The organism is Streptomyces sp. NBC_01551, from assembly GCF_026339935.1.
Taxonomy (GTDB): Bacteria; Actinomycetota; Actinomycetes; order Streptomycetales; family Streptomycetaceae; genus Streptomyces.
Map to the genome: position 1 here is coordinate 2,911,943 of NZ_JAPEPX010000001.1, position 24,888 is coordinate 2,936,830.

Sequence of the window (24,888 nt, forward strand, 5' to 3'; positions counted from 1 at the left end):
GGGCATGAATGAGGCGAAGGCACTCCCACGTTCGTAGTCCGCGTCCACAGTCCGTCCCGTATGCCGCCTGCGAGGAGGAACCATGCCCGATTCCCCCGTCCCCATCACCCCGGAGCACGAGCAGCAGCCCAGGCCCGAACCCCTGCGCCTGCCGCTGCTCGCCGCCTGCGGCTGCGGCTCGGGCTGCGGCTGCGGCTGCCAGTCCGGCGCCCCGTGCCAGTGCGGCGGCTGAGCCGGTCTCCGTACGGCTGAGGGCCCCGTCCGGCGCGATCACGCCGGCCGGGGCCCTCTCGCACGTTCCACGCCGAGGGGAACGTCGCCACCCGGGTGATCACCGGGGTGCCCGGGGGTGACGGCGCGCGCGGCGTCGTGGACCAGGCGGCTCCGGTCGGCGAGAGCCGGGAGACTGTCGTCGTGGACCGGGCCGAGTGACGACGGGAAGACCGCGATGACGACCTCGTACGAGACCATCGGGACCAGGCTGGACGGCAACGTCCTGTACGCCACGTTCAGCGCGCCGCCGATCAACCTCATCGGTCCCGAGGTCGTGGGGGACCTGGTCGCGCTGCTCGCGGACCTGTCCCGCCCGGCGGCCCCGCGCGTGGTGGTCTTCGAGAGCGCGGACGCCGACTTCTTCTTCCCGCACGTCGACATGACGAAGGTCCCCGAGTACACCGCCGAGGCGGCGAAAGCCGGCGGCCCCGGCGACGCCTCCCTGGGCATGCTGTTCCGCAGGCTGAGCCTGCTGCCGGCCGTCACCATCGCCAAGCTGCGCGGCCGGGCCCGGGGAGCGGGCAGCGAGTTCCTCCTCGCCTGCGACATGCGCTTCGCCTCCCGGGAACGAGCCGTCCTGGGGCAGCCCGAGGTGGGCATCGGAACACCCCCCGGCGCGGGCGCGATCCAGCACCTCACCCGGCTGCTGGGCCGGGGCCGGGCGCTCGAAGCCGTGCTGACGTCGTCGGACTTCGACGCCGACCTCGCGGAACGCTACGGATGGGTCAACCGGGCGGTGCCCGACGCCGAACTGGACGCGTTCGTGGCGGACATCGCCACCCGCGTGGGCGGCTTCCCCCGCGACGCGCTGATCGCGGCCAAGTCGGCCATCAACGCCGTCAGCCTGCCGACCCCCGCCGAAGTACGCGCGGACGCCGCGCTGTTCCAGCAGCTCGTCCGGGGCGAGGGGGTGGCGCGGCGCACGGCCGAACTGTTCGAGCGGGGCTTCCAGACGCGCGGCGCCACCGAACTCGGCCTGGGAGCCGCCCTGGCCGGCCTGAAGCCCGTCGACTGACGAAGGCCCCCCGAACGACGGGCCGGCCGGGCCAGCCGGGACGGCCGCGACAGCCGGGACGGCCGGGACGGCGACGAGCCCCCCGCCCGCGGTTCCTCAGCGGGCAGGGGGCTCGTTCGGTCGGGCTACTTCTTCTTGCCCTGGTTCTTGACGGCCTCGATGGCGGCCGCGGCGGCGGCCGGGTCGAGGTAGGTGCCGCCCGGGTTGAGGGGCTTGAACTCGGCGTCCAGCTCGTAGGCGAGCGGGATGCCGGTCGGGATGTTGAGGCCCGCGATGTCGGCGTCGGAGATGCCGTCCAGGTGCTTGACCAGCGCGCGGAGGCTGTTGCCGTGGGCGGCGACCAGGACGGTGCGGCCCGCGAGGAGGTCCGGGACGATGCCGTCGTACCAGTACGGGAGCATGCGGACGACGACGTCTTTCAGGCACTCCGTCTTGGGGCGCAGCTCCGGCGGGATGGTCGCGTAGCGCGGGTCCTCGGACTGGGAGAACTCCGTGCCGTCCTCGAGGGCCGGCGGCGGGGTGTCGTACGAGCGGCGCCACAGCATGAACTGCTCCTCGCCGAACTCGGCGAGGGTCTGGGCCTTGTCCTTGCCCTGGAGGGCGCCGTAGTGGCGCTCGTTCAGGCGCCAGGAGCGGTGGACCGGGATCCAGTGGCGGTCGGCGGACTCCAGGGCGAGCTGCGCGGTGCGGATGGCGCGCTTCTGGAGGGACGTGTGGACCACGTCGGGGAGCAGGCCGGCGTCCTTGAGCAGCTCACCGCCGCGGACCGCCTCCTTCTCGCCCTTCTCGTTGAGATTGACGTCCACCCAGCCGGTGAACAGGTTCTTCGCGTTCCACTCGCTCTCGCCGTGGCGGAGGAGGATCAGCTTGTACGGTGCGTCGGCCATGCGTACGAGCCTAATGGACGCGCCGGGGCGCTCGCGCGCGGCGTTCGGGGGCGTGGATTGACGGGGCGCGTCAATTCGCTGGCGTGCGAGGGGAGTCGCTCGTACGGTGCGGAGAGCTCAGGAGGCACTTACATCACCCGGGGGATCCCGTATGTTTTTCGGCAGTTTGACACGGGTCGTCCGGGAAAGCGTGACGGGTCTGCCGCGCGCGTTCTGGTGGCTCTGGACCAGCACGCTGATCAACCGGCTCGGGGCGTTCGTCGCCACGTTCATGACCTTGTACCTGACCCTGGAGCGGGGCTACTCGGCCTCCTTCGCGGGGCTCGTGGTGGCGCTGCACGGGCTGGGCGGCGTGGTGTCCTCGCTGGTCGCGGGGGTGATGACGGACCGGCTGGGGCGGCGGCCCACGCTGCTGGCGGCGCAGGCGTCGACGGCGTTCTCGGTGGCGCTGCTGGGGTTCATGGAGCATCCGGCGGCGATCGCGGCGGTGGCGCTGCTGGTCGGCATGACGTCGAACGCGTCGCGCCCGGCGGTGCAGGCGATGATGGCGGACATCGTCCGGCCGGAGGACCGGGTGCGGGCCTTCTCGCTGAACTACTGGGCGATCAACCTCGGGTTCGCGGTGAGCGCGACGGCGGCGGGCGTCATCGCGGAGTACAGCTACCTGGCCGGGTTCCTGGGCGAGGCGGCACTGACGCTGGTGTGCGCGGTGCTGGTGTACGTGAAGCTGCCGGAGTCCCAGCCGGTGGAGGCGGCCGTCGCCGCGGGGGCCGTCGCCGAGCCGCGGACGCGGCTGGGGACCGTGCTGCGGGACGGGCGGTTCATGGGGGTGGTCGGGCTGTCGTTCCTGATCTCGCTGGTGTTCACGCAGGGGTCGGTGGGCCTGCCGGTGGCGATGGGCGCGGCCGGGTTCTCGCCCGGGGACTACGGGCTGGTCATCGCGGTGAACGGGCTGCTGATCGTGGTGCTGCAGATTCCGGTCAGCCGGTTCATCGAGCACCGGGACCCGAAGTCGCTGCTGGTCGTCTCGTCGGTGCTGGCGGGGTACGGGTTCGCGCTGACGGCGTTCGCCGGGTCGCTGTGGGCGTACGCGCTGACGGTGTGCGTGTGGACGCTGGCGGAGATCGTGAACTCGCCGACGCAGATGAGCCTGGTGGTCCGGCTGTCGCCGGCGGACGGGCGGGGGCGCTACCAGGGCGTGTACACGATGTCGTGGGCGGTGGCCTCGCTGGTGGCTCCGCTGATGGCGGGGTTCGTGATCGACCGGGCCGGGGCGGGGTGGCTGTGGGGGGCGACCGGTGTCGTGGGGACGGTGGCGGCGCTGGGGTACTGGGTCCTGATGCGGAAGCTCCCCGAGGGTGAACCGGCTTCCGCCCCGTCGGGCCCGGCGGCCCCGCATGCGGACCCGGCCGCGGCCGCCGAGTCGGCGAAGCCCCCGCTGCCGGTGTCGGCGGACGCGCAGCCCACCACCGCCTGCCCCTGACGGCCGGGGCCGGGGGTCCGGCCCCGGTAGGGGTTACGCGTCCGGGCGGACTACCGCCTTGATCGGCATGGAGCCCGCGCCCGCGATCGTGACGTTGCGGCCCGGGCGGGGGGCGTGGATCATCGCGCCGTCGCCGATGTACATGCCGACGTGGGTGGCGTCGTCGAAGTAGATGATGAGGTCGCCCGGCCGCATGTCCTTGACCGCGACCTTCGTCATCCGCAGCTGCTCCTGCGAGGTGCGCGGGATGCGCCGGCCGCCCGCGAGCCAGGCCTGGGACGTCAGGCCCGAGCAGTCGAACGAGTCCGGGCCCTCCGCGCCCCACACGTACGGCTTGCCGATCTGCGCCGTGGCGTACTGGACGGCCCGCTTCCCCGCGTCCGTCGCGGAGCCGCCCACCCCCTTCAACGCGCCCGACGACAGCCACGCCGTCTGCGCCTTGTACTGGGCCTGCTGCTCCAGCTGGATCAGCCGGGCCTTCTCCTCGGCCTCCAGCTTGCTCTCCAGCTCCTCAGCCGCCTTGATCTTCTCCTCGACGCGCTTCTTCGAGGCCTCCTGCTTCAGGCGGTTGGCCTCCAGCTTGCGCCACTGCTCGCTCGCGTCCTTCGCGTACCGCGCCAGGTCGTCCTGCGTCCGGTTCAGGTCCGACAGCAGGTCCGTCGTCGCCTTCTCGCCCTGCCGCAGCCGGTCCGCCCCGTCCAGGAACTGCGTCGGGCTGCCGCTGAGCGCCAGTTGGGCGCCCGGCGGCAGGCCGCCCGAGCGGTACTGGGCACGGGCCGCCGCGCCCGCCCGGTTCTTGAGCGACTTGATCTTGTCCTCGCCGGCCGCGATCTGCTTCGCGATCTCGACGATCTTCTGGGACTGCGCCTTCGCCTCGCCCTCCGCGAGGTTGTACGCGTCCGTGGCCGTGCCGGCCTCGCGGTAGAGGTTCTCGATGTCCTTGCGGACCTGTTCGAGGGATTTCGCGCCCGGTTCAGGGGTCGGGGCGGCGAACGCCGTGCCCGTCGCGAGCCCGGGGGCGGCCAGTATCGCCATCGCGCACAGCAGGGTGAGAGCGGAGCCGCCCCGCCACCGCGATCGCTTCTCGGTCCCCATGGTCCCCCCAGGCGCCCGTGTCAGATCCCGCATCAGATCTGACTATTCATCAGTAACTTGCTACCGCCTTCGGGATGGTGCCACGAGTCGGTGAATTCCAACACCCTTGTGCGGCTCTTTCCGATCATGTACGCCCATGCCGCGCCCACCCCGCACGACTCAACGGACGACTCACACCACCGGTTCCCCACCGTCACGCTTTCGGCCGCCCGGCAGAAGAGGACGGCCGGCGCTCATCCCGCCGGGCGCAGCGCGTCCCAGCGGACCGTCAGCTCCCCCTGCCTCCACCGCACCGGGCCGTCCGCCAGCGGCCAGTCGGCGGACAGGGCCCGCGCCGTGCGGATCCAGCGCTGCCGCGCCCCGTACGAGGCGTAGGGCGCGGCCGCCGCCCACGCCCGGTCGAAGTCCCGCAGGAACGCGTGCACCGGCTCGCCCGGCACGTTCCGGTGGATCAGCGCCTTCGGGAGGCGCTCCGCGAGGTCCGAGGGGCGCTCCAGGGAGCCCAGCCTGGTCGCGAAGGTGACCGTGCGCGCCCCCTCGGGCCCCAGTGCGACCCATACGTGCCGCCGCCCGATCTCGTCGCAGGTGCCCTCGACCAGCAGTCCCTCCGGCGCCAGGCGTGCGCACAGCCGCGCCCAGACCTCCTCGACCTGCTGCTCGTCGTACTGGCGCAGGACGTTCGCCGCGCGGATCAGCGCCGGGCGGACCCCGTCCTCCAGCGGGACCTCGAAGCCGCCGTGCCGGAAGCAGAGGCCCTCCCGCTCGTACGGCTTCGCCCCCGCGACCCGGGCCGGCTCGATCTCGATGCCGACGACCCGTACCCGGGGCGCCGCCTCCCGCAGCCGGGCCAGCAGCTCGACCGCCGTCCAGGGAGCGGCCCCGTACCCGAGGTCCACCGCGACGGGGGCCTCGGCGCGGCGCAGCGCCGCCCCGTGGGTCGCGGCGATCCAGCGGTCCATCCGGCGCAACCGGTTCGGGTTCGTCGTCCCGCGCGTCACCGTGCCCACGGGGCGGCCGGGGCGGCTCGGGGGCGGGGTGGTGCGGGAGGCCATGAGCCGAGGGTAAGCGGAGCGGCCTCGCCGGATAAAAATCCGGCAAACCAGGGAGCAAATCCGGGGGCCCCGGAATGCGGGGCACGGCCATTCGGGTTGCACTGCTTGGAGGGCGCCGAAAGCGCTCTTCTCGGCATGCCCGCCATGCCCCACGCCGTACCCGTAGTGCCCGCCGTACCCGTAGTGCCCGCCGTACCCGTCCGTCCCCCGTCACGCCGCCGTCATGCCCGTCCGAGCGAGAGGAACTGCTCCCTTGAGCCAGTACGTGTCCCGCCTCGGTGGCAGCCTCAGCGGCAGGATCGCCGCCGCCCGCGCCACCCGGCACGACCCGCCGAGGCTCCGCCTCCCGGCCGTCGGCCACCACCGCAAGCCGCGCCGCGTCGCCATGCTCAGCGTGCACACCTCACCGCTGCACCAGCCCGGCACCGGCGACGCCGGCGGGATGAACGTGTACATCGTGGAGCTCGCCAAGCGGCTCGCCGCGATCAACATCGAGGTCGAGATCTTCACCCGGGCCACCGAGGGCGGGCTCGCGCCCGTCGTCGAGCTGGCCCCGGGGGTCCTCGTACGGCACGTGGACGCGGGCCCGTACGAGGGACTCGCCAAGGAGGAGCTCCCGGCGCAGCTGTGCGCCTTCACCCACGGCGTGATGCAGGCCTGGGCCGGGCACCGCCCCGGCTACTACGACCTCGTCCACTCCCACTACTGGCTCTCCGGCCACGTCGGCTGGCTCGCCGCCGAGCGGTGGGGCGTCCCGCTGGTGCACGCCATGCACACCATGGCGAAGGTCAAGAACGCGGCGCTGGCCGAGGGCGACACGCCGGAGCCCGCCGCCCGGGTCATCGGCGAGACCCAGATCGTCGCCGCCTCGAACCGGCTCATCGCGAACACCGCCGAGGAGGCGGAGGAGCTCGTACGGCACTACGAGGCCGACCCCGCGAAGGTGGCCGTCGTCCACCCCGGCGTGAACCTCGACCGCTTCACCGTCGGCGACGGCCGCGCGGCGGCCCGCGCCCGGCTGGGGCTGCCGCAGGAGGCGGTGATCCCGCTGTTCGCCGGCCGGATCCAGCCGCTGAAGGCCCCCGACATCCTGCTGCGGGCGGTCGCCGAGCTCGTCGACCGGGACCCGTCGCTGCGCCACCGGCTGTTCGTGCCCGTCGTCGGCGGGCCCAGCGGCAGCGGCCTCGCCAAGCCGGAGGGGCTGCAGAAGCTCGCCGCGAAGCTGGGCATCGCCGACCTGGTCCACTTCCACCCGCCGGTGGCCCAGGACCGGCTGGCCGACTGGTTCCGGGCGGCGTCCGTGCTGGTCATGCCCTCGTACAGCGAGTCGTTCGGGCTGGTGGCGATCGAGGCGCAGGCGACCGGTACGCCGGTGCTCGCGGCGGAGGTCGGCGGGCTGCCGGTGGCCGTCAACGACGGGGTGACGGGGATCCTCGTACCCGGGCACGACCCGGTGGACTACGCGCGGGAGCTGCGGCGCTTCGTGGACGACCCCGGGCTCGCGGAGCGGATGGGCGGCGAGGCGGCCCGGCACGCGCAGTTCTTCGGCTGGGACACGGCGGCGAGCGGCACGGCGGACGTGTACACCGCTGCCATGCATGATCATCGCCGTCGCGTACGCTCCCACCATGGCTGACATGGCTGACGTTGACCCCGCCGGCACCGCCGACGCCGCCGCGATCGTCGAGGGCACCCTGACCGAGGCCGCACTGGCGTGGGAGAGCCCGTCCGCGGGCTCCTACGTGGTCCAGCTCCCCGGCACCCGCAAGCTGAGCACCACCTGCTCGCTCCGGATCGGCAAGCACTCCCTGTCGGTCAACGCCTTCGTCATCCGCCGCCCCGACGAGAACGAGGCGGGAGTGCACCGCTGGCTGCTGGAGCGCAACCTCAAGCTGTACGGGATGGCCTACGCGGTCGACGGCCTCGGCGACGTCTACCTGACGGCCCGCCTCCCGCTCTCGGTGATCACCCCGGAGGACCTGGACCGGCTGCTCGGCACCGTCCTGGAGGCGGCGGACGGGGCTTTCAACACGCTGCTGGAGCTGGGCTTCGCGGGGGCGATCAAGCGGGAGTACGACTGGCGCGTCTCCCGCGGCGAGCCCACGCACAACCTGGCCGCCTTCAAGCACCTCACCCAGCCGTCCCGCTGACCCGGCTGCGCCCGCCGGTTCCGCGAGCCTCGGCGCGGGAGGCAACCGGGGCGGTGCCGGGTGCGTCTCGTTGGGCGGGACGGACGCGGCTCCGCCGTGAGCTTTGTCATCCCATCAGGCCGATTTTCCCCCGCGATAACGGCATATGACCGAGGCCACCGCCCGAGCCGCCATTCCGCTCCCCCCGTACCGCCCGCTAGGGTCGGGCGGAATGAGCGCACCCTCGGGGGGAGGGAAGGAACCGGAAACGATGCCCGTACCCGTACCGCGGCAGAGGGAGACCCCCGCCACGGAGAGCGGTCAGGCCGTTCTGTCGGCGATCGCCACCGCCCGGCCGGCGACGCACACCGCCGCCGCACCCCAGGCGCTCACCCTGCTCGTGATCGAGGACGACCCCGCGGGCGGTCTCACCGTCCCCGAGATCCTCGACGCCGACGGTCACCGCATCCGGCTCCGCAGCGCCCGCAACCTCACCGAGGCCGCGCGGCTGCTCACGCCCGACGTGCACTGCATCCTGCTCGACCTGTCGCTCCCGGACGCGGGTCCCCGCAACGGCGCCGTCGACCAGTTCACGGTCCTGCGCCAGGTCCTGCGGATCGCGCCGGGCCACGCCGTGCTCGTGCTCACCGCCGAGGACGACGCCGAGCGCGCTGCCGAGGCCGTGCAGATCGGCGCCCAGGACTTCCTCTTCCGCGACGAGCTCGACGGCCGGCTGCTCAGCCGCGCCATCCGCTACGCGGTGGAGAGAAAACGGGCCGACATCGCCCAGTACAAGCTTGCAGAATCGAAACTGCGCGCCCAGGAGAACGCCCGCCTGGAGCGCGGCCTGCTCCCCAACCCGCTCCTCGAAGGCTCCGACCTCCGCTTCGCCGCCCGCTACCGCCCCGGCCGCAGCCGGGCCCTGCTCGGCGGGGACTTCTACGACACCGTCCGCACCCCCGACGGCACCGTCCACGCGATGATCGGCGACGTCTGCGGCCACGGCCCCGATGAGGCGGCCCTCGGCGTCGAGCTCCGCATCGCCTGGCGCGCGCTCACCCTCGCCGGCCTCTGCGGCGACGAGCTCCTCGCCACCCTCCAGGAGGTCCTGGAGGTGGAGCGCCCCTGCGACGAGATCTTCGCGACGCTGTGCACCGTCGACATCGCCCCCGACGGGCGCCGCGCCGGCCTGTGCCTGGCCGGCCATCCGGCGCCGCTGATATCCCGGCCCGGCCGCCCCGCCCGGCTGCTCCCCTACGAGAACAGCGGCCCGGCGCTCGGCCTGCTGCCCCGGGCCCGCTGGCCGCGCCGCCAGGTCGAGCTGGGCGGCAGCTGGAGCCTGATGCTCTACACCGACGGCCTGATCGAGGGCCGCATCGGCCAGGGCAAGGAGCGCCTCGGGCAGGACGGCATGGTCGAGATGATCAACCGCCACCTGGACCGCGGGCTGCGCGGCGAGGACCTGCTGGAGGCGTCCGTCACCGAGGCGCGCCGCCTCAACGGCGGGGAACTCACCGACGACGTCGCCGTGGTCCTGCTCTCCCGCGCAGAAGGCTGAGCGGCGAGCGGCCGAGCGACCGGGTCGGCCAGCCGAGCGGCCGGATCCGTCAGCGGCCGCCGTTGTACGGGCCGTACGGCCCGTCGCTGCTGCTGCCGCCGCTGCGCCGGCCGCCGCCGCCCGAGACCTGCTTGAGCGCGGGCCGCACGTCGACGAGGAACACGATGGTGGCGACCAGGCCGATGATCTGCAGGAACAGCATCCCGAGGAAGAAGTCCACGACGGCCGTGATGCCGAGGACGACCAGCCAGAAGGTCTTGGTCTGCTTGTCGGCGGCGCGGTAGGCGTCCTCGGGCGCGATCGCCGCCAGCACGAAGGCCACGACGGCGAGCGCCAGCATGGCGAACCCGAGCAACGGGAGGACCCCGTTATCGAACCCGTTCATCAACATCGCTTCGACCGCCTTCTCACGCCTCGGATGCCGCCTGTCTCCACGCTACCGGCAGAGCGGCCCGCACAAACAACAACGGACCGGACACCTCGCTGGTGCCCGGCCCGTCGTCCCGATATTCAGCTCTCGTCGCCCGGTGTGGCGGCGGCGGGCACCTCGGCCTTCTTCGCGGTGCTCTTGCGCGCGGTCGTCTTCCGAGCGGCGGGCTTCTCCTCGGCCGAAGCCGAAGCCTCGGCGGGCGCGGCCTCGGACTCGGGCTCCGCAGCGGCGGCGGCCGGCTCCGGCTCGACGACCGAGGCGATGTCGACGATCTCCTCGGAGATCTCGCCGCGCCAGGCACGCACGGCCTGCTCACCGTGCTCGGCGACCTTGTCGTAGGTCTCCTTGGCGCGCACGGCGTACTCGGCGGCCACGCCGACCCCGCGCAGCGCCAGGTCCTGAGCGGTCTCGCCGAGCTTCTTCGGGTCGATCGCGCCGAGGACCTCGGTGACCTTGGCGGTGACGGCCTCCTGGGCCTCCTTCGCCTTCTCCTGCACGATCTTCGGGTCGGTGTTCTTCACGGCCTCGATCCGCGCGGGGGCCTCGGCGCGGAGCTGCTCGATGAGCGCGGGCACCTTCTTGGCCTGCTGCACGGCCAGGTCGGCGGTGCCGGCGGCGAAGTAGAGGGGGGTCGGGTCGGTGAGGGTCTTCTTCAGGTCATCGGCGATGGCCATGTGCTGGTCCTCCCGGATCACAGTCAGTTCGTGTGGGGCATCGCGCCGCGCGCCGCGTCCTGCGTCGCGCCGTGCGCTTCGTCGTCTGCCGCGTCGTGCGCGTTCTCTTTGCGGAACGAGTCGTAGATCTGGAGCAGCACCTGCTTCTGCCGCTCGTTGATGGACGGGTCGGCGAGGATGACGGCCCGCGTCTCCACCTCGTCGGGGTCCCGCTCGTCGAGGATCCCGGCCTGCACGTACAGCGTCTCCGCGGAGATCCGCAGCGCCTTGGCCAGCTGCTGGAGGATGTCCGCGCTCGGCTTGCGCAGCCCGCGCTCGATCTGGCTCAGGTACGGGTTCGACACCCCCGCGGCCTCGGCGAGCTGACGCAGCGACAGCTGCGCTTGCCGCCGCTGCTCGCGCAGGTATTCGCCGAGATTGCCGACGTTGAGCGATGCCATGCGCCGATCCTGCCGCACCCCGCTAACTATTGCAAGCAGCCGCTTGCAACATCTCCCACTCTGCGTGGTGCCGTTTCAGCCGTTCAGCCGAATCGCCCGCCGGCCGGCCAGACCCGCCGCAGGGCGGGTTCCACGAGGTCCGCCAGCATCATGCCGTCAACGGCGTCGGCCTCGTCCGCGGCGCCCGCCCAGCGCAGCAGGCCCAGAGCCACCTGCGCGTCGACGGGGAGGGACGTGTCGCACGCGGCGGCGACCGGGTCCAGCCCGCGCAGCAGCGTGCGTACCAGCACGCCCTCGCCGAACTCCGCCTCCATGGTTTCCGGCAGCCGGCCCAGCCACGCCAGCAGCGCCACCGCCCGGCGGTGCTCGTACGGCTCCCAGCCGGCCAGCAGCGACCGCAGCCGCTCCACACCCGCCTCGGGCAGGCGGGCGCAGTCGTGCCCCGATACGCCGGCCAGCTCGGCCGGAGCACCCGCGGTACGCCGCGCGACTCCAGCAGCCCCGCGCCGTGCGGGCCGTGGCCCGCCTGCCGGAACTGGGGCCGCCCTTCCCGCAGGCCGAGGGCCAGTGCGAAGCGGGTGGAGAAGTGCGCGAGCGTCCTGACCTCCCCGTGCCGGGCCAGCAGCAGCGCCAGGCCGAGCGGATCGCCGAGTTCGAGGTTGCCGCACCGCCGGCCGCCGTCCCACAGCAGCGCGTCCCCGCCGTGCAGGCTCGCCCGGGCGAGCAGGAGCCCCTCGGCGTCGCGCAGGGCGAGGGTCAGGCTGCCGAGGCAGCGGCACACGTCGTCGGTGATGTCCCCCCGGGTCGACAGCGCGCGCAACTCCGCCAGCCCCCGGCCGATTCGACCCGCCCGAGTTCGGGCCGCGCGTCCAGGGGTACGGTCTGCTCCCCGCCCGCGAGTACCTGCACGAGACGGGCGCGGGCCCATGTCTCGTCGAACCACTCCTCCACCGGATGCCGCACGCCCGACACTACGGCGCCGTGCCCGGCCCGACTTCCCCGGAGGGCGCCGCCCCGATCACCACCGTGGCGTACAGCTCGTCCGAGGTGGCCGTGCGGACCTTCAGGCCCGCCGCCGCGAGGGCGGCGGAGGTGGCCGGGCTCTGGCGTTCGCTCGTCTCGATCAGCAGGTGGCCGCCCGGGGCCAGCCAGTGCGCCGCCCCCGCGGCGATCCGGCGGTGCAGGTCCAAGCCGTCCGGGCCGCCGTCCAGCGAGACCAGCGGCTCGTGGTCGCGGGCCTCCGGCGGCAGCAGCCCGACCTCCCCCGTCGGCACGTACGGGGCGTTGACCACCAGGACGTCCACCCGGCCCCGCAGGGACGCGGGCAGCGCCCCGTACAGGTCGCCCTCGTGGACCCGTCCCCCGTACGGCGCCACGTTGCGCCGCGCGTACGCCAGAGCCGCCGGGTCGATGTCCGCCGCGTGGAGCTCGGCCCCGCCGCCCACCCGGTCCGCGACCGCCGCGCCCAGCGCACCCACCCCGCAGCACAGGTCCACGACGACCGCCCCCGCCCGGGGCGTGAGCGCGGCCGCCTCGTGCGCGAGGAACTCGCTGCGCCGGCGCGGTACGAAGACCCCTTCGCCCACCTCCATGCGCAGCCCGCAGAACTCGGCCCAGCCGACGACCATCTCCAGCGGCTCGCCGTCGATCCGGCGGGCCAGCAGCTCCGCCAGATGCCCGTCGTCCGTGGCGGCGGCGACCAGCAGGTCCGCCTCCTCCTCCGCGAAGACGCAGCCGGCCGCGCGCAGGCGTTCCACCAGTGAAATCAAAAGCTCGGTCCTCAGGTGCTCGGTGATCGTTGCTCGGTGATCAGTGATCGTTGATCGGTACGGGTCAGTCTTCCAAGACCGTGACGTCCAGCCCCTCCAGCCGGTCCGGGTCCGCCAGGATGTCGATCGCGACGATACGGTCGCCCACGATGGTGAAGCCCTGGACCGCCACCGCCTTGCCGCCCGGCGGGATCGTGACGACGCCCAGCGCCCCGTTGACCAGCGCGGGCCGCGCGTACGGCGCCAGCCGCTGGAAGGTGAGAGCCTGCCGGGCCACCGCCTCGGCGCCGAGCGCCGTCTCCCGCAGGTCCACCCGCAGGACGCAGTCCGGGTCGAGGACGGAGACCAGGTCCTCGAAGCTGCCGCCCCGAGCGGCCGTCAGGAACGCGCCCACGATCTCCTTCTGCCGCCCCCGGTCCGCGTCCGGGGCCGGCGCCTGCCCCCGCACCCGCCGCCGGGCGCGGCTGGCCAGCTGCCGGGTGGCCGCCGGGGTGCGCTCCACGATCGGCGCGATCTCGTCGAAGGGCACCCCGAACATGTCGTGCAGGACGAACGACAGCCGCTCGGCGGGCGCCAGCTGCTCCAGCACGACGAGCAGCGCGAGGCCGACCGAGTCCGCGAGCAGCACCTCCTGCTCGGGGTCCAGCCCGTCCGGCGGGCTGAGCAGCGGCTCCGGGATGCCGACGGGCGTCTCCAGCGACTCCTCGCGGCGGGCCTTGCGCGAGCGCAGCTGGTCCAGGCAGACGCGGGCGACGACGGTGGTCAGCCAGCCGCCCAGGTTCTCCACCTCGCTGGTGTCCGAGCGGTCGAGCCGGATCCAGGCCTCCTGCACGGCGTCCTCGGCCTCGGTCAGCGAGCCGAGCATCCGGTAGGCCACCGCCCGCAGGTGGGTGCGCTTCTCCTCGAAGCGCTCGGCCAGGAATTGGCTGTGGTCGGATCCGCTGCTGCCGGTCATCGTCGTGTTCCCTCGTCTCGTCCGCTCGTACGCACCCCTGCCCCCCTGACGGACCACGGCCCGCCGATGTGACGAGGCGGGGTCAGAAGATGTCCGGGCACCACGGCCGGCGCGCGGTACGGAACACCGCGTCCGCCAGCGCCAGCGCGCCCGGGCGCTCCTCGGCGATCAGGCCGAGCGCGCCCAGCCGGACCGCCGAGCCGTCCCCGAGGTAGAGGGAGCCCAGCGCGGCCACGTCGAGCCGCAGGTCGGCCGGCTCCTCGGTGGCCGCGCACCGCCCCGTTCCCGCGTCGAGCCGGTAGCGGCCGCCGGACAGCCCCGCCGGGTCGGTGACCTCCAGGACGAGGACGCCCGGCACCTCGTACGTGCGCGCGGACAGCGCCCGTACGACGTCCAGCACCCGTACCCACAGGAAATCCGCGTGGGTGAGGACCCTGGCCGCGCGCGGATCGGGCAGCAGGCTCGGCACGAGGTCGTCGGTGGCGCGCAGGCCGGTGCGGATCTTGATCACCCAGTCGACCGAGCACAGGAAGTGCCACAGCGCCCGCTCCGCCTCCGGGGTCGCCGCGAGCAGCTCCTTGACCTGGAGGGTGTTCAGCGGGACCTTCGCGTCCGTCCAGTGGTCGTCGCACCGGTACGCGACCAGGCCGGCGACCTCGCCCGCGGCCGTCCGGTACACGGCGTACAGCTTCGGCTTGTACGGGCGGAACGAGTACGCCTCCACGCCCGTCGCCAGGCTCCACCAGAGGGCGTCGCGGCCGGTCGTGCCGTGCCGTGCCGACCGGATGCGCTCGTGCAGCGCGGGTCCGACCCGCCGGGCCCCGGCCGCGTCGACCAGCTCGATGGTGCCGCCGTCGGAGGGCACCGGGCGGCGCGGGTCCAGTCCGGTGCGCGGTACGTCGATCTCCCATTCCGAGACGTACACGGCGGGCCCGTACCCGTAGCGCCCGTAGATCGGGTACTCGGCGGCGATCAGCGTCGAGAGCACGTCGCCGCGCTCCTTGGCGGCGCCGAGTTCGGCGGCCACCATGCGGGTCAGCAGGCCCCGGCGGCGGTGCGTGGGCAGCACGGTGACGTTGGTGACGGCGCTGGCCGCGACGGTGGCGCCGCCCGGGACGGTGAGCTCCTGGGCGAACGACCGGAACGTGGCCACGCAGCCGCCGGTCGCCTCGTCGAAGGCGCCCTGGACGCGGGCGAGGTCGCTGGACGCGGCCCGCCGGGCGACGTCCTCGGGCGTCACCGGCTCCGCGCGCAGGAACCCCCTGTTCTGGGTCTGCATCCACTCGGGGAGTTCGCGGGCGGTGATCTGCCGGACGTCTGCGCTCATGACCGGCCAGGCTAATCGCCGCCCCGCCCCGAGTCCCCTGATTTTCCGGGGGCTTGGGGAGCCCTCGGAACCCGAGGCGCCCGGGGCCCGGGAGCCTGGGGAGCGCGGCGGCCCGGCGGCTACGCCAGCAGGTCGTCCACTTGCGCCTCGCCCTCGCGGTAGCGCCGGGTGATCTCCGCGCTGGAGTCGTCGGCCGTGCGCTGGAGCTGCTGGCGGCGCCGCGACACCTGCTGCTCGTACCGCACCAGCCGGCCCATCGCGGCGTGGAGTTCGGCGTCCGTGCGCGCGGCGAGGTCGGACAGCTCCACCTCCGCGAGCATCTCCGAGGCCAGCAGCCGGAACTCCTCGCTGTGCGGGGTGCCGAGCGTGACGTGCCGGGCCGAGACGCTGCGCCGCGACGGCGCGTCCGCGAGGATCTCCGAGAGCCGCTCCACCACCGACTCGGGGTCCGCCGCCGAGGCCACCCCCGGCTCCTGCCCGGGCACCGTCGGCAGGTGCTCGCGGCGGCGGGCCAGTTCGGCGCGCAGGATGTCGATGCGGCCCTGGAGGAGCCTGCGGATGTAGCTCAGGTCGGCCTCGTCGCGCTGCGCGTCGCGGCGCAGGGCGCGCAGCTCCGGCAGGCCGAGCGCGGTGGCCGGGGTCAGCGGCTCCTGCGCGTCGCCGGTGCGCTGCGCGGGCGGTCGTACCGCGCCGGCGGGTACGGCGGTTGATGCGGGTGCAGGTACGGAGGTACCAGAGGTATTCATACGAACGGGTCCGTCCCCTCGACCGGTGAATGGGGTCTCCCCGGGGCCTGAGAGGCCGTGGGAAGCACCGCCTGCGTGCATGGTGCCACTCTCCGTGGTGCCGGTGCAGTCCCACTGCACCCGATCGGCCCCGGACGGGTGCACGCCTGGTACACAGGTGGTATGCGAGCAGTGGTGCAGAGGGTGGACGGCGCGAGCGTCGTGGTGGCCGGCGAGACGGTGGGCGAGATCGTCGGCGAGGGACTGTGCGTGCTGGTGGGGGTGACCCACGACGACACGCCGGAGAAGGCCGCGCTGATGGCGCGCAAGCTGTGGTCCGTACGGATCCTGGAGGCGGAGAAGTCCTGCAGCGACGTGGACGCGCCGCTGCTGGTGATCTCCCAGTTCACGCTCTACGGGGACGCCCGCAAGGGCCGGCGCCCCACCTGGAACGCGGCGGCGCCCGGGCCGGTGGCCGAGCCGCTGGTCGACGAGGTCGTGGCGCAGCTGCGGGCGCTGGGCGCGACGGTGGAGACGGGCCGGTTCGGCGCGGACATGCGGGTCTCGCTGACCAACCACGGCCCGTTCACCATCGTCATCGACGTCTAGAGCGGCATCCGGGCGCCGTCACGGCGCGACGACGACCTCCTGCGCGGCGGCCGTCGTCCCGGCCAGCAGCGGGGCGTCCACCGGGACGTTCCGCTTGACCAGCGCCAGCGCGATCGGGCCGAGCTCGTGGTGGCGGACGGCGGTGGTGACGAAGCCGAGCTGGCGGCCGCCCTCCCCGTCGGCGGCGAGCCGGATCGGCGTGCCGTGCGCCGGGAGCAGCACCTCGGAGCCGTCCAGGTGCAGGAAGACGAGGCGGCGCGGGGGCTTGCCCAGGTTGTGGACGCGGGCCACGGTCTCCTGGCCCCGGTAGCAGCCCTTCTGGAGGTGGACGGCGGTGCCGATCCAGCCCAGCTCGTGCGGGATGGTGCGGTGGTCGGTCTCCTGGCCCAGGCGCGGCCGGTGCGCCTCGACGCGCAGCGCCTCGTAGGCGAGGAGCCCGGCGGCCGGGCCGTGGCCGGCCGCGAAGGCCTCCAGCTCGGCGCGCGGCAGGAAGACGTCGCGGCCGTAGGGGGTTTCCCGTACGACGTGCTCCTTGGCGATCTCCGCGATGGAACCGGCCGGCAGGTGCACGACGGCGAAGTCCGCGGTGCGGTCGGCGACTTCGACGCGGTAGAAGAACTTCATCGACTCCAGGTAGGCGAGCAGCGCCTCCTGGGTGCCGGGCTCGACGTGCGCCCAGACCGTCTCGCCGTCGTCGACGAGGTACAGGGCGTGCTCGATGTGCCCGTTCGCGGAGAGGATCAGCGCCTCGGTGGCCTGCCCGACGGGCAGCTCGGTGAGGTGCTGGGTGAGCAGCAGGTGCAGCCAGCTGAGGCGTTCGGGGCCGCTGACGGTGACGACGCCGCGGTGGGAGAGGTCGACGAAGCCGCGGCCGTCGGCGAGGGCGCGCTGTTCTCCGTACAGCTCGCCGTAGTGGGCGGCGACGCCCTCGTCACGGCCTTCGGCCGGGACGGCGCCGGGGAGATGGAGCAAGGGGCTGCTGGTCATGGCACCAAGCGTACGACCCCGCGCGGATCTCCCCCAGGGCTGCCCTAGGCCTGCCCGGCGCGGTGTTTCGCGGCGCACTTCTTGCAGAGGCCGAAGATCGCGAAGTGCTTCATGTCGGTCTCGAACCCGAAGGTGGCGCGCAGCTTCGCGGTGAAGTCGGACGCGATGTCGAGGTCCGCCTCGATCACGTCGGCGCACTCGCGGCAGACCAGGTGGATGTGGTGGTGCCGGTCGGCGAGGTGGTAGGTGGGCGCGCCGTGCCCGAGGTGGGCGTGCGAGACCAGCTTGAGCTCCTCCAGGAGCTCCAGCGTCCGGTACACGGTGGAGATGTTCACGCCGGAGGCCGTCTTGCGCACCTCGGCGAGGATCTCGTCCGGAGTGGCGTGCTCCAGGTGGTCTACGGCTTCGAGCACGAGCTGTCGCTGCGGTGTCAGCCGGTATCCGCGCTGCCGCAGGTCGCTCTTCCAGTCAGAGCCTTCGGTGTCCACGCTGCTGCCCACCCGGCCAGTGTAAGCGCGCGAAGGGGACCCCGGTCCTGGCCGCGGTCCCCTTCTTGCACAGTCTGTGGATATCGCCCGGTACGGGCTCCGGTCGCCTCAGCGGAAGAACGCGATCCCGTCGTCCGGCATGTCGGGGAGGTTGCGTGCCATCTCGGCGACCTCCTCGGGCGTGACGACCTTCTTGAGCTGGGCCGACATGTACGGGCGCAGCTCGACGTCCGGGGTGCTCTTCTCGCCGACCCACATCAGGTCGCCCTTGACGTAGCCGTAGAGACGCTTGCCGCCGCTGTACGGGCCGGAGGCCGCGGTGCGGGCGACCGCGTCGGTGACGATGTCGATCTGCGGCTTCTGGTCGGCGAGCGCGCCGTACCAGACCTCGACGACGCCCTGGTCGCGGACCATGACGATCTCGACCTGGCGGTCCTTGTCGATGCGCCAGTAGCCCGACTCGGACTCCAGCGGGCGCACCTTGTTGCCCTCGGCGTCGAGTGCCCAGGTGTGCGAGGTGTACTCCAGGAAGTCCCGGCCGTCGTGGCTGAAGACGACCTCCTGGCCGAAGTTGCACTTCTCCTCACCGGGGAAGTCGAAGACTCCCGCGCCCTCCCAGGTACCGAGGAGGAAGGCGAGCGGGACGAGGCCCGGGTTCAGGTCGGACGGGATCTGGATCATGAATGGCTGCTCAGGCGATCTGTGGGGAGGGGTTCCGGAATCCGGGGCGTGCGGTGCGGCCGATCGGGGTGATCAGCGCTGGCCCTGGTAGAGCTTCTTCACGGCCAGCCCGGTGAAGGCGAGGACGCCGACGCAGACCAGGACCAGCAGGGAGGTGAAGAATGCCTCAAGCACGGTGTGCTCCTCGCGATGATGTGGGCTTGTACGGGGCCGGTCCCCAAGCCTACTGGCCCGGGGGCCGGTGCACTCCGTGAGGTGGGCCGTACGCCGTTCGTCAGCCCAGCAGCTGGTTCTGCCGGCGGTCGGTGCCGTCCGGCGCGGACTGGAGGGGGGCTAGTCCTCGTGACGCCGCTTCCCGTCCAGTTCGTCCCACCACTCGTCGGACTTCGGATCGCCCGAGGGGTCGTCCCACCAGCGGTCGTCCGGTCCGCGCCGGTTCGCGATCATCGCGGCGACCGGCGGGATGACCATGGCGACGACGCACAGGGCGACGGCCGCCTCCACCGACCACAGGCGCACGAAGGACCAGGCGGAGACGAAGAGGAACAGGCATCCGCCCATGAGCAGGAAGTAGACGCGGCGTCGCCGGGCGTACATACCTCCAGCGTAGGGCCGCGACCGCCAAGCGGAAACGGGCGGGAACGGCGCGAAGGGCCGCACCCCGTTCCAGTGGCGTCCAACCCCTGGGGTGCGGCCCTTCGGCCGGTTTCTCACGTCACGCGCGAGCGGTGCGCACCGCTCAGACGGCGATCGCCACGTCCGTCACGCCGCCGGCCTGGGCGACCACGACGGCGCGGTCGGCCTGGGCACCGGGGACGAGCGCCCGCAGCGTCCAGGTGCCGGTGGCCGCGTAGAAGCGGAACTGGCCGGTCGCCGTGGTGGGGACCTCGGCGGTGAACTCGCCGGTCGAGTCCAGCAGGCGGACGTAGCCGCTGACGGGCTCGCCGTTCTGGGTCACCTGGCCCTGGATGGCGGTCTCACCCGGCTTGAGGGTCGCGAGGTCGGGCCCGCCGATCTGTGCTCCACACATGTTCTCTGTCCTGTCCTAGAGAGTCTGCTACGAGGGCGTCGCGTGCCCGGATTACTTGTTGGCGCCGAGCTCGATCGGCACGCCGACGAGCGAGCCGTACTCGGTCCACGAACCGTCGTAGTTCTTGACGTTCTCCTGGCCCAGGAGCTCGTGCAGCACGAACCACGTGAGCGCGGAGCGCTCACCGATGCGGCAGTAGGCGATGGTGTCCTTCGCCAGGTCGACCTGCTCGGCCTCGTAGAGGGCGGTCAGCTCGTCGTCCGACTTGAACGTGCCGTCGTCGTTGGCGTTCTTCGACCACGGGATGTTGCGGGCGCTCGGCACGTGGCCGGGGCGCTGCGACTGCTCCTGCGGGAGGTGCGCCGGGGCGAGCAGCTTGCCGGAGAACTCGTCGGGCGAGCGGACGTCGACCAGGTTCAGCGAGCCGATCGCGGAGACGACGTCGTCGCGGAAGGCGCGGATGGAGGTGTCCTGGGCCTTGGCCTTGTACGCGGTGGCCGGGCGGTTCGGGACGTCCTTGCCGTCGACCAGGTCGCGGGAGTCGAGCTCCCACTTCTTGCGGCCGCCGTCGAGGAGGCGGACGTCCTGGTGGCCGTAGAGCTTGAAGTACCAGTAGGCGTAGGACGCGAACCAGTTGTTGTTGCCGCCGTAGAGGACGACGGTGTCGTCGTTGGAGATGCCCTTGGCGGAGAGGAGCTTCTCGAAGCCCTCCTGGTCCACGAAGTCGCGGCGGACCGGGTCCTGGAGGTCCTGCTTCCAGTCGATCCGGACGGCGTTGGTGATGTGGTTCTTGTCGTACGCGGACGTGTCCTCGTCCACCTCGACGATCACGACGTTGGCGTCGTTCAGGTGGGCCTCGACCCAGTCGGCGTCTACGAGGACGTCGCTGCGGCTCATGGTGTTCTCCTCCGGGGCAGTGGGCGGCGGGGCGGTGCTGGTGCTGCTGCGGGGTGGTGCGGGTGCGTGCCGCTCCGGATCGACCTCGGGGCACCCTGCGCGGGGAAAGGCGTCAGGGGCGGGAGGCGGGAGTCGTCACGCGGGATGGGCCTGGCAGGCCGTCGTCCGGATGGTGGAGCGGGATTCGTCGGTGCCGGGCTTCCGGGTTCCGCGGTGCGGGTTCCGGATGTCGCATGCGACGTGCTCACCTGTCACATGGATCGACAGAGCATGGCGGCGACGCGACACAGGTCTACTGCCCGTCGCTTCGTGAGGTCCGCCTGCTGATGCTTCATAGCCATGGATCGTAGGGACGAACCGGCCGCCCTGTCACCGGTGTGTCATATTTCGAGACAGGATCGTCCGGATAGTGGGATCCGAGGCCCCGGAGAGGCCGTCGCGCCGCCTCCGGGACTCCCCGCGCGGCCCGTCCTTCTGAGGATCGGACCGCACCGTCTCACGATCCGGCCAGAGCCACGTTCGTACCGCCCAGCGTGAGGTGCACGCCGGCCTCGTCCGAGGTCAGGGCGGACAGCTGGAGCCCGGCCGGCAGACCGTCCTCCAGCCGGCGGTCGAAGTCGGTCTTCTTGCGGATCATGCCCTCGATCCCGGGGACGCCCTCACCCGGGACCTGGTCGGCGCGCACCCGGACGATCTTGCCGCTCTTGCCGCCCTTGCCGCCCTTGCCGCCCTTGGAGTCCGGGGCGTCCACGAGCGTGACGCTCGACACGACGCTGCGCGTGAGCTTGCGCCCGAGCACGTCCACCTTCGCGGTCACCTTCACCTTGCCGGGGGTGCCGCCGTACGTCAGGGTCACGCCGTCGCTCTGCGAGGCCGCGGTCAGGTCCGCGTACGTGATGAGGGCGGTGCCCTCCGCCCGATCGGCGGTGCCCCCGCTGTAGTTCCCGTCGATCTTCACGCCGTGGAAGCTGGCGTCGAGCCGCGAGAGCCGCGTCTTGCGGCCGTCGGCGGTCGCCTCGACGTCCGTGAGCTTCAAGTCGACCCGGTCGAGGTCGCGGCTGAGCGCCTGGGTGAGGAACGGGAAGCCGTGGATCTCCACCTCGGCACCGCCCACCTGCCCCTGGCCCGCCTGCTGCACGCGCTCGGCCAGCCGGTTCTCGGCGTAGCCCACCGCCCAGCGGTCGGCGCCCGCGAGGAGCGCGCCCAGCACCACTCCGATGATCACAACGACACGCAGTGCGCGCACGTCGTCCCTCCCCCTGTAGATCGGTACGTCAGATCGGTACGTCCGGATCGGTACGTCCGCCCTAGTGGAACATGTCGTGACCATGCCGTGACCTGGGGGGTGGGACGGACCGGCGGCGGACCGCCGGTCCCGGAACCTCAGGCCACGACCCGACCGATCAGGTACACGACGGGCGCCGCCACGGCCAGCGGCAGCGCGACCCCGGCCGTCATGTGCACGAACTTCGACGGGTAGTCGTACGCGGCCACCCGCAGGCCGACCAGCGCGCACACCCCGGCGGCCAGGCCGACCAGCGCCCCGCCCGCCCCGACGCCGGTGATCGTGCCGAGGGCGATGCCCGCGCCGGCCGCGGCGGCCAGCGAGACGCCGACGGAGGGCGCGGTCGGCAACGGCAGCGCCCGGGCGAAGACGGCGACCGCGACGGCGGCCGCGCCCACGCTGACGGCGTCGGAGTCGGCGGCCAGGTACCCGGCGCAGACGATGGCGAGGGCGGCCGAGGCCACCGACGCCATCAGGCCGTACATCCGCTCGTCCGGGTCCGCGTGGCTGCGCAGCTGGAGCACCAGCGTGAGCAGCACCCAGGCGCCGAGGGTGCCGATGATCGCGCCGGGTCCGTACGTACGGTCCACCGCGAGCACCGCGACATCGGCGACGAGGGCTCCGAGGAAGGCGAGGGCGATGCCCTGGCGGGCGGGCCACATGCCGTTGAGGCGGAACCAGCCGGCGGCCGTCAGGCCCTGGAGGGCGATCAGCGGCACCAGCAGCGCGTACTGCCCGAGGGCCGCGGCCACGGCGAGCAGGATGCCGAGCGCGGCGGTCAGCAGGGCCGACTGCGGACCGGGGTCGATGATCGGCGACCGGCCCTCGGCGCGGGCCTGGGCGGGGTCGACGGCGCGCAGCGTGTTGCCGGCCAGCGTGGGCGGGGAGTACTCGGGCTCCTCGGCGGGCTCCGCCGCGGCGGCCACCGGGGCAACCGGGGCCACCGGCTCCACGGGCGCGGCCGCCTGCGGCGGGAGGTAGGCGGTCTCGGCCCACTCCTGCACGGGCGCCGCCGGGGCGGGCGCGGGGGCCTCGTCCCGGAACCAGCCGTCGGGCGCGGCCATCTGCTGCGGGGCCGTCTGCTGCGGGGGCTCCTGGTACGGCGGCAGGTACGCAGTCTCGGCCGCGGCCTCCGGCCAGGGCGCCGCCGCGGGGGCCGGGGCAGGCGCGGGCGCCGGGTCCCGGAACCAGCTGTCCGGCGCGGCCATCTGCTGCCGAGGAGGCTGCGGGGCCTGCTGCTGGGCCTGCTGCGGGTGCTGGGGCTCCTGGTACGGAGGCAGGTACGCCGTCTCGGCCGCGGCCTGAGACCAGCCCGTACCCGTACCGTCCTGCGGGTCCTGCGGCCAGTCCTGCGCGGGAGCAGGCGAGGCCGCGGCCTCGTCGCGGAACCACCCCTCGGGCGCCACCGGCTGCCCGGGCACGCTGTCCAGGGGCGGGTGCACCGGCTGGTAGCTGGTGTCCCAGGTGTCCGACTGCCAGGTCTGGGTCCCGTACGGGTCCTGCTCCGGCCGGTGCTGCTGGTTCTGCTGTCGCTGCTGCTCTTCGGGAGTGCTCATCGGCTTCCGCTCACCCGCCCGCGAACGGCGGGAGCACCTCGACGGTGCCCCCCTCGGTCAGCAGGACGGCATCGTGCGGGCGCTTGCCCACAGGCTCGTCGTTCACGAGGAAGGAGCAGCGCAGCAGGACTCGGGTCAGCTCCCCGGGGTGGCGTTCGCGCACCCCGTCGAGTGCCTCGGCCAGTGTCCGCGCCGAGTACGGCTCCTCCGCCGTCTTGGCCGCGGCCTTGGCCGCCGCCCAGTAGCGGATGGTTCCGGTTGCCACTGCAGCTCCTATCGTCGGCTCTCTACCGTCGGCCTCCATGATGAACCCTCGGACCGCCCACCCCGGCGTGCCTCCGCGCGCCCCCCGTGCGCCGGGGCACCCCGACCGGAGCATCGACGAAGCCGCCGATCCGGTGAAAACGGGGCATAGCCTGGGACTGGGCGTGTCGGGAACCACAGAAGACAGACAGCAAGAGCCTCTGCCCGCAAAGGGAGGGTGGGCTATTCTGGCGGCGTAGAGGATCCGGGCAACGTAGCCCCCGGGTCCTTTTGTGCTTTCAGCACGTTGAACGGAGCGAGAACAATGGCGCCGATCCGGGCCCCAGGGCGCGGGGCGGGGATGGGCGCCGACCGTACGAAGCAGTGCCGCGAAAGTCCTCGACGGGACCGAGGAGGAACCGACGTGATGGACCAGCGAACCGTGCAGAACCGTCCGACCCGGGCAGGTGGTCGGGCATGAGCTCTCTTCTGCTGCTGACCAACGCCCTGCAGCCGTCGACCGAGGTGCTGCCCGCCCTCGGCCTGCTGCTGCACAACGTACGCGTGGCCCCCGCCGAGGGGCCGGCCCTGGTGGACACGCCGGGCGCCGACGTGATCCTCGTCGACGGGCGCCGCGACCTCCCGCAGGTGCGCTCCCTGTGCCAGCTGCTGCGCTCGACCGGGCCCGGCTGTCCGCTGATCCTCGTGGTCACCGAGGGCGGCCTGGCGGCCGTCACCGCCGACTGGGGCATCGACGACGTCCTCCTCGACACCGCCGGACCGGCCGAGGTCGAGGCGCGGCTGCGGCTGGCCACCGGCCGCCAGCAGCTCGGCTCGGACGACTCCCCGATGGAGATCCGCAACGGCGACCTGTCGGTCGACGAGGCGACGTACTCGGCGAAGCTGAAGGGGCGGGTCCTCGACCTCACCTTCAAGGAGTTCGAGCTGCTCAAGTACCTGGCGCAGCACCCGGGCCGGGTCTTCACGCGCGCCCAGCTGCTCCAGGAGGTCTGGGGCTACGACTACTTCGGCGGCACCCGGACGGTCGACGTGCACGTCCGGCGGCTGCGCGCGAAACTCGGCCCCGAGCACGAGTCGCTGATCGGCACGGTCCGCAACGTCGGCTACCGCTTCGTCACCCCGGAGAAGGTGGAACGGGCCGCGGCGGAGGCGGCCGCGCAGGCGGAGCGGCAGGCCGCGGCTCAGGCGGAGCGGCAGGCGGCGGCCGCCGTCACCCGGACGGACGAATCGCCCGTGATCGTCCAGTCGGCAGGACGGCCTGCCCAGAGGTAGGTCACCC

Annotated in this window: 29 protein-coding genes; 8 read left to right on the plus strand and 21 right to left on the minus strand. The window is 72.9% G+C overall.

Annotation, left to right across the window (positions count from 1 at the left end; genetic code table 11):
• Positions 1 to 82 precede the first annotated feature (82 nt).
• Positions 83 to 232 (plus strand): hypothetical protein, encoded by a 150-nt coding sequence (locus tag OG982_RS12905; RefSeq protein WP_199813613.1) that lies wholly within the window; start codon positions 83 to 85, stop codon positions 230 to 232.
• Positions 233 to 448: 216 nt separating this feature from the next.
• The gene (locus OG982_RS12910) at positions 449 to 1,288 is read left to right on the plus strand and encodes an enoyl-CoA hydratase/isomerase family protein (RefSeq protein ID WP_266787229.1); all 840 of its coding nucleotides are present in this window, start codon (positions 449 to 451) and stop codon (positions 1,286 to 1,288) included.
• 125 nt (positions 1,289 to 1,413) lie between these two features.
• Here the strand turns inward: OG982_RS12910 and OG982_RS12915 are convergent, their stop codons facing one another.
• Positions 1,414 to 2,175 (minus strand): phosphoglyceromutase, encoded by a 762-nt coding sequence (locus OG982_RS12915; RefSeq protein ID WP_266787227.1) that lies wholly within the window; start codon positions 2,173 to 2,175, stop codon positions 1,414 to 1,416.
• Positions 2,176 to 2,326: 151 nt separating this feature from the next.
• On the opposite strand from OG982_RS12915, the gene OG982_RS12920 reads away from it, so the two are divergent.
• The gene (locus OG982_RS12920; protein ID WP_266787225.1) at positions 2,327 to 3,658 is read left to right on the plus strand and encodes an MFS transporter; all 1,332 of its coding nucleotides are present in this window, start codon (positions 2,327 to 2,329) and stop codon (positions 3,656 to 3,658) included.
• 33 nt (positions 3,659 to 3,691) lie between these two features.
• Here OG982_RS12920 and OG982_RS12925 read toward each other — a convergent pair whose 3' ends face one another.
• Positions 3,692 to 4,753, minus strand: a complete 1,062-nt coding sequence (locus OG982_RS12925; protein WP_266787223.1) for a C40 family peptidase — start codon at positions 4,751 to 4,753, stop codon at positions 3,692 to 3,694.
• Between the two features lie 233 nt (positions 4,754 to 4,986).
• Complete coding sequence (locus tag OG982_RS12930; protein WP_266787221.1) at positions 4,987 to 5,805, minus strand: class I SAM-dependent methyltransferase; 819 nt, start codon at positions 5,803 to 5,805, stop codon at positions 4,987 to 4,989.
• A 253-nt stretch (positions 5,806 to 6,058) separates the two neighbouring features.
• Here OG982_RS12930 and mshA point away from each other — a divergent pair, with 253 nt between their 5' ends.
• From mshA to OG982_RS12945, 3 genes are all read left to right on the plus strand, one after another.
• Complete coding sequence (gene mshA / locus OG982_RS12935; protein ID WP_266948560.1) at positions 6,059 to 7,441, plus strand: D-inositol-3-phosphate glycosyltransferase; 1,383 nt, start codon at positions 6,059 to 6,061, stop codon at positions 7,439 to 7,441.
• Between the two features lies 1 nt (position 7,442).
• Positions 7,443 to 7,955: a YbjN domain-containing protein gene (locus tag OG982_RS12940; RefSeq protein ID WP_266948561.1), complete on the plus strand. Its 513-nt coding sequence runs from the start codon at positions 7,443 to 7,445 to the stop codon at positions 7,953 to 7,955.
• Between the two features lie 250 nt (positions 7,956 to 8,205).
• Positions 8,206 to 9,492 (plus strand): PP2C family protein-serine/threonine phosphatase, encoded by a 1,287-nt coding sequence (locus OG982_RS12945; RefSeq protein WP_266787217.1) that lies wholly within the window; start codon positions 8,206 to 8,208, stop codon positions 9,490 to 9,492.
• A 49-nt stretch (positions 9,493 to 9,541) separates the two neighbouring features.
• Here OG982_RS12945 and OG982_RS12950 read toward each other — a convergent pair whose 3' ends face one another.
• The 8 genes from OG982_RS12950 to OG982_RS12985 all read right to left on the minus strand — a co-directional run bounded on the left by OG982_RS12950 (position 9,542) and on the right by OG982_RS12985 (position 15,833).
• A complete protein-coding gene (locus OG982_RS12950) occupies positions 9,542 to 9,883 on the minus strand; it encodes a DUF2516 family protein (RefSeq protein ID WP_266787215.1) in 342 nt (113 codons plus the stop codon).
• Positions 9,884 to 10,002: 119 nt separating this feature from the next.
• Positions 10,003 to 10,596, minus strand: coding sequence for a hypothetical protein (locus OG982_RS12955; protein WP_266948562.1), 594 nt, complete (start codon positions 10,594 to 10,596; stop codon positions 10,003 to 10,005).
• A gap of 23 nt (positions 10,597 to 10,619) precedes the next feature.
• A complete protein-coding gene (locus tag OG982_RS12960) occupies positions 10,620 to 11,036 on the minus strand; it encodes a helix-turn-helix domain-containing protein (RefSeq protein ID WP_266787211.1) in 417 nt (138 codons plus the stop codon).
• A gap of 83 nt (positions 11,037 to 11,119) precedes the next feature.
• Positions 11,120 to 11,446: a hypothetical protein gene (locus OG982_RS12965; protein WP_266787209.1), complete on the minus strand. Its 327-nt coding sequence runs from the start codon at positions 11,444 to 11,446 to the stop codon at positions 11,120 to 11,122.
• A gap of 561 nt (positions 11,447 to 12,007) precedes the next feature.
• Positions 12,008 to 12,802: a putative protein N(5)-glutamine methyltransferase gene (locus OG982_RS12970; RefSeq protein ID WP_266791977.1), complete on the minus strand. Its 795-nt coding sequence runs from the start codon at positions 12,800 to 12,802 to the stop codon at positions 12,008 to 12,010.
• A gap of 67 nt (positions 12,803 to 12,869) precedes the next feature.
• On the minus strand, positions 12,870 to 13,760 hold the full coding sequence (locus OG982_RS12975; protein WP_266787207.1) for a sigma-70 family RNA polymerase sigma factor: 891 nt from the start codon (positions 13,758 to 13,760) through the stop codon (positions 12,870 to 12,872).
• Between the two features lie 82 nt (positions 13,761 to 13,842).
• Complete coding sequence (locus tag OG982_RS12980) at positions 13,843 to 15,087, minus strand: GNAT family N-acetyltransferase (protein WP_266787205.1); 1,245 nt, start codon at positions 15,085 to 15,087, stop codon at positions 13,843 to 13,845.
• A 119-nt stretch (positions 15,088 to 15,206) separates the two neighbouring features.
• Positions 15,207 to 15,833, minus strand: a complete 627-nt coding sequence (locus tag OG982_RS12985) for an AmfC protein (RefSeq protein WP_266787203.1) — start codon at positions 15,831 to 15,833, stop codon at positions 15,207 to 15,209.
• Positions 15,834 to 15,995: 162 nt separating this feature from the next.
• Between OG982_RS12985 and dtd the strand changes: the two genes are divergently transcribed.
• Positions 15,996 to 16,421: a D-aminoacyl-tRNA deacylase gene (gene dtd, locus OG982_RS12990; RefSeq protein ID WP_266787201.1), complete on the plus strand. Its 426-nt coding sequence runs from the start codon at positions 15,996 to 15,998 to the stop codon at positions 16,419 to 16,421.
• A gap of 18 nt (positions 16,422 to 16,439) precedes the next feature.
• Here the strand turns inward: dtd and OG982_RS12995 are convergent, their stop codons facing one another.
• The 10 genes from OG982_RS12995 to OG982_RS13035 all read right to left on the minus strand — a co-directional run bounded on the left by OG982_RS12995 (position 16,440) and on the right by OG982_RS13035 (position 23,610).
• Positions 16,440 to 17,408, minus strand: coding sequence for a folate-binding protein YgfZ (locus OG982_RS12995; protein ID WP_266787199.1), 969 nt, complete (start codon positions 17,406 to 17,408; stop codon positions 16,440 to 16,442).
• Between the two features lie 44 nt (positions 17,409 to 17,452).
• Positions 17,453 to 17,908, minus strand: coding sequence for a Fur family transcriptional regulator (locus OG982_RS13000; RefSeq protein ID WP_266787197.1), 456 nt, complete (start codon positions 17,906 to 17,908; stop codon positions 17,453 to 17,455).
• Between the two features lie 96 nt (positions 17,909 to 18,004).
• Positions 18,005 to 18,577 (minus strand): FABP family protein, encoded by a 573-nt coding sequence (locus OG982_RS13005; RefSeq protein WP_008742399.1) that lies wholly within the window; start codon positions 18,575 to 18,577, stop codon positions 18,005 to 18,007.
• 333 nt (positions 18,578 to 18,910) lie between these two features.
• Complete coding sequence (locus OG982_RS13010; RefSeq protein WP_266787194.1) at positions 18,911 to 19,174, minus strand: DUF3099 domain-containing protein; 264 nt, start codon at positions 19,172 to 19,174, stop codon at positions 18,911 to 18,913.
• Between the two features lie 142 nt (positions 19,175 to 19,316).
• On the minus strand, positions 19,317 to 19,607 hold the full coding sequence (locus OG982_RS13015) for a DUF1416 domain-containing protein (protein WP_266787192.1): 291 nt from the start codon (positions 19,605 to 19,607) through the stop codon (positions 19,317 to 19,319).
• 51 nt (positions 19,608 to 19,658) lie between these two features.
• A complete protein-coding gene (locus OG982_RS13020; RefSeq protein WP_266787190.1) occupies positions 19,659 to 20,504 on the minus strand; it encodes a sulfurtransferase in 846 nt (281 codons plus the stop codon).
• A 251-nt stretch (positions 20,505 to 20,755) separates the two neighbouring features.
• Positions 20,756 to 20,845, minus strand: coding sequence for an Ms5788A family Cys-rich leader peptide (locus OG982_RS31050; protein WP_350875872.1), 90 nt, complete (start codon positions 20,843 to 20,845; stop codon positions 20,756 to 20,758).
• A 155-nt stretch (positions 20,846 to 21,000) separates the two neighbouring features.
• Positions 21,001 to 21,750: a DUF2993 domain-containing protein gene (locus OG982_RS13025; protein ID WP_266787188.1), complete on the minus strand. Its 750-nt coding sequence runs from the start codon at positions 21,748 to 21,750 to the stop codon at positions 21,001 to 21,003.
• 137 nt (positions 21,751 to 21,887) lie between these two features.
• Positions 21,888 to 23,345, minus strand: a complete 1,458-nt coding sequence (locus tag OG982_RS13030; protein ID WP_266787186.1) for a hypothetical protein — start codon at positions 23,343 to 23,345, stop codon at positions 21,888 to 21,890.
• 10 nt (positions 23,346 to 23,355) lie between these two features.
• The gene (locus OG982_RS13035; protein ID WP_243631330.1) at positions 23,356 to 23,610 is read right to left on the minus strand and encodes a MoaD/ThiS family protein; all 255 of its coding nucleotides are present in this window, start codon (positions 23,608 to 23,610) and stop codon (positions 23,356 to 23,358) included.
• A 455-nt stretch (positions 23,611 to 24,065) separates the two neighbouring features.
• Here OG982_RS13035 and OG982_RS13040 point away from each other — a divergent pair, with 455 nt between their 5' ends.
• Complete coding sequence (locus OG982_RS13040) at positions 24,066 to 24,881, plus strand: response regulator transcription factor (RefSeq protein ID WP_266787182.1); 816 nt, start codon at positions 24,066 to 24,068, stop codon at positions 24,879 to 24,881.
• Positions 24,882 to 24,888 lie beyond the last annotated feature (7 nt).

Coding starts and splice junctions, on each gene's coding strand:
- OG982_RS12910 (WP_266787229.1), top strand. CDS start 449: ATGACGACCTCGTACGAGACCATCGGGACCAGGCTGGACGGCAACGTC.
- OG982_RS12955 (WP_266948562.1), bottom strand. CDS start 10,596: ATGGCCATCGCCGATGACCTGAAGAAGACCCTCACCGACCCGACCCCC.
- OG982_RS13030 (WP_266787186.1), bottom strand. CDS start 23,345: ATGAGCACTCCCGAAGAGCAGCAGCGACAGCAGAACCAGCAGCACCGG.
- OG982_RS12925 (WP_266787223.1), bottom strand. CDS start 4,753: ATGGGGACCGAGAAGCGATCGCGGTGGCGGGGCGGCTCCGCTCTCACC.
- OG982_RS12915 (WP_266787227.1), bottom strand. CDS start 2,175: ATGGCCGACGCACCGTACAAGCTGATCCTCCTCCGCCACGGCGAGAGC.
- OG982_RS12960 (WP_266787211.1), bottom strand. CDS start 11,036: ATGGCATCGCTCAACGTCGGCAATCTCGGCGAATACCTGCGCGAGCAG.
- OG982_RS12975 (WP_266787207.1), bottom strand. CDS start 13,760: ATGACCGGCAGCAGCGGATCCGACCACAGCCAATTCCTGGCCGAGCGC.
- OG982_RS12930 (WP_266787221.1), bottom strand. CDS start 5,805: ATGGCCTCCCGCACCACCCCGCCCCCGAGCCGCCCCGGCCGCCCCGTG.
- OG982_RS13040 (WP_266787182.1), top strand. CDS start 24,066: ATGAGCTCTCTTCTGCTGCTGACCAACGCCCTGCAGCCGTCGACCGAG.
- OG982_RS12940 (WP_266948561.1), top strand. CDS start 7,443: ATGGCTGACGTTGACCCCGCCGGCACCGCCGACGCCGCCGCGATCGTC.
- OG982_RS13005 (WP_008742399.1), bottom strand. CDS start 18,577: ATGATCCAGATCCCGTCCGACCTGAACCCGGGCCTCGTCCCGCTCGCC.
- OG982_RS12905 (WP_199813613.1), top strand. CDS start 83: ATGCCCGATTCCCCCGTCCCCATCACCCCGGAGCACGAGCAGCAGCCC.
- OG982_RS12945 (WP_266787217.1), top strand. CDS start 8,206: ATGCCCGTACCCGTACCGCGGCAGAGGGAGACCCCCGCCACGGAGAGC.
- OG982_RS12950 (WP_266787215.1), bottom strand. CDS start 9,883: ATGTTGATGAACGGGTTCGATAACGGGGTCCTCCCGTTGCTCGGGTTC.
- dtd (WP_266787201.1), top strand. CDS start 15,996: ATGCGAGCAGTGGTGCAGAGGGTGGACGGCGCGAGCGTCGTGGTGGCC.
- OG982_RS12985 (WP_266787203.1), bottom strand. CDS start 15,833: ATGAATACCTCTGGTACCTCCGTACCTGCACCCGCATCAACCGCCGTA.
- OG982_RS31050 (WP_350875872.1), bottom strand. CDS start 20,845: ATGGCTATGAAGCATCAGCAGGCGGACCTCACGAAGCGACGGGCAGTA.
- OG982_RS12995 (WP_266787199.1), bottom strand. CDS start 17,408: ATGACCAGCAGCCCCTTGCTCCATCTCCCCGGCGCCGTCCCGGCCGAA.
- OG982_RS12920 (WP_266787225.1), top strand. CDS start 2,327: ATGTTTTTCGGCAGTTTGACACGGGTCGTCCGGGAAAGCGTGACGGGT.
- OG982_RS12980 (WP_266787205.1), bottom strand. CDS start 15,087: ATGAGCGCAGACGTCCGGCAGATCACCGCCCGCGAACTCCCCGAGTGG.
- OG982_RS13020 (WP_266787190.1), bottom strand. CDS start 20,504: ATGAGCCGCAGCGACGTCCTCGTAGACGCCGACTGGGTCGAGGCCCAC.
- OG982_RS13010 (WP_266787194.1), bottom strand. CDS start 19,174: ATGTACGCCCGGCGACGCCGCGTCTACTTCCTGCTCATGGGCGGATGC.
- OG982_RS13015 (WP_266787192.1), bottom strand. CDS start 19,607: ATGTGTGGAGCACAGATCGGCGGGCCCGACCTCGCGACCCTCAAGCCG.